This is a genomic window from Sodalinema sp., assembly GCF_046483825.1.
Lineage (GTDB): Bacteria > Cyanobacteriota > Cyanobacteriia > Cyanobacteriales > Geitlerinemataceae > Sodalinema.
Genome location: NZ_JAWOCL010000012.1, coordinates 1 through 3,961 on the forward strand (window position 1 = coordinate 1; position 3,961 = coordinate 3,961).

The 3,961-nt window shown below is 52.1% G+C and carries 4 protein-coding genes and 1 pseudogene; 2 read left to right on the top strand and 3 right to left on the bottom strand.

The window, feature by feature from the left end; all coding sequences use genetic code 11:
• Positions 1 to 192: 192 nt before the first annotated feature.
• Positions 193 to 891 carry a diacylglycerol/polyprenol kinase family protein gene (locus R6U67_RS00950; protein ID WP_410250803.1) on the bottom strand — a complete coding sequence of 233 codons (699 nt, stop codon included), beginning with the start codon at positions 889 to 891 and terminating at the stop codon, positions 193 to 195.
• Positions 892 to 1,061: 170 nt separating this feature from the next.
• On the opposite strand from R6U67_RS00950, the gene yidD reads away from it, so the two are divergent.
• On the top strand, positions 1,062 to 1,319 hold the full coding sequence (gene yidD, locus R6U67_RS00955; protein WP_410250800.1) for a membrane protein insertion efficiency factor YidD: 258 nt from the start codon (positions 1,062 to 1,064) through the stop codon (positions 1,317 to 1,319).
• A gap of 260 nt (positions 1,320 to 1,579) precedes the next feature.
• Positions 1,580 to 2,047, top strand: coding sequence for a DUF4079 domain-containing protein (locus R6U67_RS00960; protein ID WP_410250801.1), 468 nt, complete (start codon positions 1,580 to 1,582; stop codon positions 2,045 to 2,047).
• 42 nt (positions 2,048 to 2,089) lie between these two features.
• Here the strand turns inward: R6U67_RS00960 and R6U67_RS00965 are convergent, their stop codons facing one another.
• Both R6U67_RS00965 and R6U67_RS00970 read right to left on the bottom strand, forming a co-directional pair.
• On the bottom strand, positions 2,090 to 3,580 hold the full coding sequence (locus R6U67_RS00965; protein ID WP_410250802.1) for an S-layer homology domain-containing protein: 1,491 nt from the start codon (positions 3,578 to 3,580) through the stop codon (positions 2,090 to 2,092).
• A 240-nt stretch (positions 3,581 to 3,820) separates the two neighbouring features.
• A pseudogene (locus tag R6U67_RS00970) lies at positions 3,821 to 3,961 on the bottom strand (RNA-guided endonuclease TnpB family protein); the annotation flags it as partial.

Genomic DNA, 3,961 nt, shown 5'->3' on the forward strand with positions numbered 1-3,961 from the left:
TATAAATCTGGTGCATAGACCCTATAGCCATCTTCCTCTAATTGCTGTTTCATTTTCGCAAATACTTTAGATTGGCGAAAAATTCCGTGAACCAAAACAACAATTTTATCAAACTTTTTATCAGACATAAAATCCCAACTTGCTAGAAACAACTACGGTCAACTCTCTTGAATAAAGCCCCATCAAGACCCATCAAGATAGCCAAAACGACTGTAAATAAAATGCTAACGTTGCACTACCCACAGGAACCGTTAAGTTGTCCAACCCTAAGGTTGAAAACGATTCGAGTAGAGTGGCAACCGTTGCTACTAGCAAGGATACTAAGATGAGTTCGCTCCAGTTAGCCCCCGAGGCCAGTAACACAAACTGGCTGATGAGATAACTAATCACAAACATGGCCGAGGTTCCCTCAACACTTTTCGTCATCCCCAAAACTCGATACCGATGACGACCAAACTGCATTCCCACTAACGCCGCACATCCATCGCCCCAGGTCATAATCAGGATACCCAGCGCGGTATAGTAGGGGGAGGTTTGCCAGAATGCGGCAATCAAAACCCCAATACTGACCGCATAAAAGAACGTCCCCAGGCTTTGACGACCAATACTATTGACCCCCGGAAGTAGAGGCAGCCAATAGGACAACAACGCCGCAAACCCCGCTGCGATCGCCGCTGCAATACCAATCCAGGCGGGAATCCCCAATCCCCAGGCGATGAGGATGACGTTTCCGGTGCCAATATGGACAATTTTACGGCTGAACTCGGGGTTCAGATGGCGACGGCGGTAGAGTCCTTCGGCGGTGGCTAAGACCAACCCCAACCAAACGACAACTAATCCACTGGAGAACCACAGAGGGATTGGGGTTAGGGAACGTCCGAACTCTAGCATGACATCTGGCACAAGAGGTTTGAGGGAAGGGTGAGGGGGGGCGGAACACTCTCCATACTATGGTTAATCAGGACGGTTAATCGGGCCAGCTATCGGGACAGGGAACCCCGACCCGTTCTAGGAGCGTTCATCGCCGCCATACCATCATAGGAGCATAGGAGGAAGCTTAAATGTTGAATGCGATCGCCAAACAGGTCTTCTTAACCCTGATTCGGGCCTATCGTCTCCTGATTTCCCCCTGGACGTTACCTTCCTGTCGCTTTCACCCCACCTGTTCGACCTACGCCGTCGAAGCCATTGAGCGATTTGGCCCCTGGCGAGGGGGTCTGTTAGCGTTGCGCCGTCTGTTGCGCTGTCATCCCTTCCATCCTGGCGGATATGATCCCGTTCCCCCCAAGGAGTCAACCGTCGGTGCTAAGGACACCTAGCCGCCGCTATGGTCATGATTCTGGGGAAGGAACAGCCCGGTAAAGTTGCTATGCTAAGTTTTATGACGGCGGCGTTCGAGGGCTAAGGGTTCAGACCCTCTAACCCCGAACGCCACGCCTTTGGAGAACAGAGATAGCCATTGACCGATCGCATTAGACTTCAACTCAACTCAAAACGAATACAATGAGAGAGTCGTTGAATGATCAACGGTCGACGGCTATCTTGCCGACTATCTTGCCGACTATCGAGGAGAACCCCAATGGATTTTATTCCCGAATCAATTAAACCCTGGTTGAACTTTGTTCACCCCTCACTCATGTGGGTCATGTTGGCGATCGCCATCTATGCCCTCTATACCGGTCTCAAAGTCCGTAAACTGCGCTCAGCCACCGGCGAAGAGAAAAAAGAGCTCGTTCAAGGAGACTTCCGCACCAAACACTTCAAAATCGGCTCACTGCTGTTAGTGGGTATCGTCTTCGGGGCGATCGGTGGTATGTCCGTCACCTACATTAACAACGGTAAACTCTTCGTGGGTCCCCACTTACTCGCGGGACTCGGCATGATGGGACTCGTCGCTCTCTCAGCGTCCCTGGCCCCACTCATGCAACGAGGGAAAGACTGGGCGCGTTACAGCCATATCAGCATCAATATCGCCGTCGTCGGCTTATTTGCTTGGCAGGCTGTTAGCGGGATCAGCATTCTGCAACGGATTTTAGAAAACTTCTAGTCTCCCCTGGGGGCCAACCGGCCCCCAGCCGTCAACAACCCCTTATTCGATGCCGTGATGGGCCAAAGTGCTACGAATCGCAGCAATCCGACGCGCTTGGTCATAGCGTAACCATTCCCAATTATTGCGGAAACCGCTCGCTTCCAAACGCCCCGTGGCGGGGTTGATATAGCTATACGTCCGCGCCTCTAGGATCGCGTCCATACCTGTGAAGCCTCGGGCCTTCAACTGTTGTAAATTCGCCAGATAATGTTGGGCCGCCAAAGGAGCTTGGTTGGCCAAATCCAATCCCGCCACTAACTCCAACACCGACAACTCCATATTGTGAGCTGCCGCGTATTCTTGCAGAGCCGCGCTATACCCATAAATCCGTTGCAGTTGCAGCCAGTCCGCTTCTTCCGGGGTTCTCGCACCATGTTGGTAACTGAACGTTCCCATATTATGTTTGCCATTGCCGGGATCTCGGTGTCCCCAGTAGCCAGCAGTTTTGCCACCATCAATGGTGCGAGTTCCTTCGGCTAAACCGATGGCGATGGTTCCCGGAGAATTAGAATCAGCAAATAGCTGTTGGATCAACGCTGGGTTGACTAACGCCGAGTGAATCGGTTGTCCCGAGGGATTCATGGGGATTTCGCGATCGCCGAGAGAGCCTTCTGGATTGATGGCGATGGGGGCTAATCCTCCCCCTTTCACCATAGATTTGTACAGCAACACCGCGATATCGGCCCGCGTAGCCGAAAAATGAGGATAGAGTGCGGTTTCTTCCTCCTCATTGGTGACAATAATCTCATGACCCAGAACCGCTTTAAGGGAATCATGAGCCGATTCTGGAACTAACTCAAGATCGCTAAAGCTCAAAACCGTATTGGCTTCTAACTCCTCTGTCAACTCTAAATCTAAGTTCTTGGCTAAAGCCACTAAGGCTTCTAAACGAGAGACAACCGGTTCCGGGGATTTCTCCGCCGACTTCCCACTCAGCCGTTTACCGAAACGCTCCAGATGAATCTCCGTCTGGGAGGTATTCGTATCCGCATCCTCCGCTTTCGTCTCTTGGCCCGACTCAGTCGTCGTCTCAGCGTCACCCGTCAGGCTATCTAAGGTGTCGGTTTCCGAGGCTTTCAGAGACGGGTTCATGGCTTGACGAGCTTCCACACTCTGACTAAGCCAAGCCTGAAAGTCCTCTTCCGTCAGAGGTGCATCGGGGTTAAACTGCTCATCTTCAGCCGCAGGAATAATTCCCTGGCGAGCGAGCGCTTCGATGTAGGGTCGTTCCCAGCGATCGCCCAAATCCGCAAACTCCACAGTATCTTGGAGTTCAGGAATATCAATATTGTTGCCCAAAATTGGAGCGGGACCCTCCATCGACTCCGGCGCACAGACCAGCATCCCACCGGCTCGTCCCGTTTCCGCCGGACTCAAGTGAACCACATTGCAGTTATCGGGAAGTTGAATCCCCACCGACGCCGCCGTGACGGCGCCCGCATTGGGGAAAACGGCGGCCAATGCGATTAGGGTAACAGGGGGAAACTTCATAGCCTTAAGCAATCCTTTCGTAAAATAGTCAGAATAGGGGGGGCAGTTAATAATCTGTCTTCGTCCTTCAAGACTCTAGCGCAAACTTCGGGAGAATTGGCGATCGCCCCCAAGACTCTGCCAAGACTTCCCCGAACCATCAGCCGTCAATACGGGAGGTTTTTTGCCGGCGATCGCCCCAGTTTCCCCGCTGCTGAGTGAACTACCGAACAGTGAATCAAAGATTACACAGTCGGCTTCCTACCCAGCAAATTGCGAGATAGTAGATTTCTTACGTCCTCTACTATCTCGACTTACACTTGGGCGATAGGCGAACTCCCCAGTCCCTGAGGATAAAATACGCAGTCCTTCGTCTCTGATATTTTTGGCAGCGTTGATGTC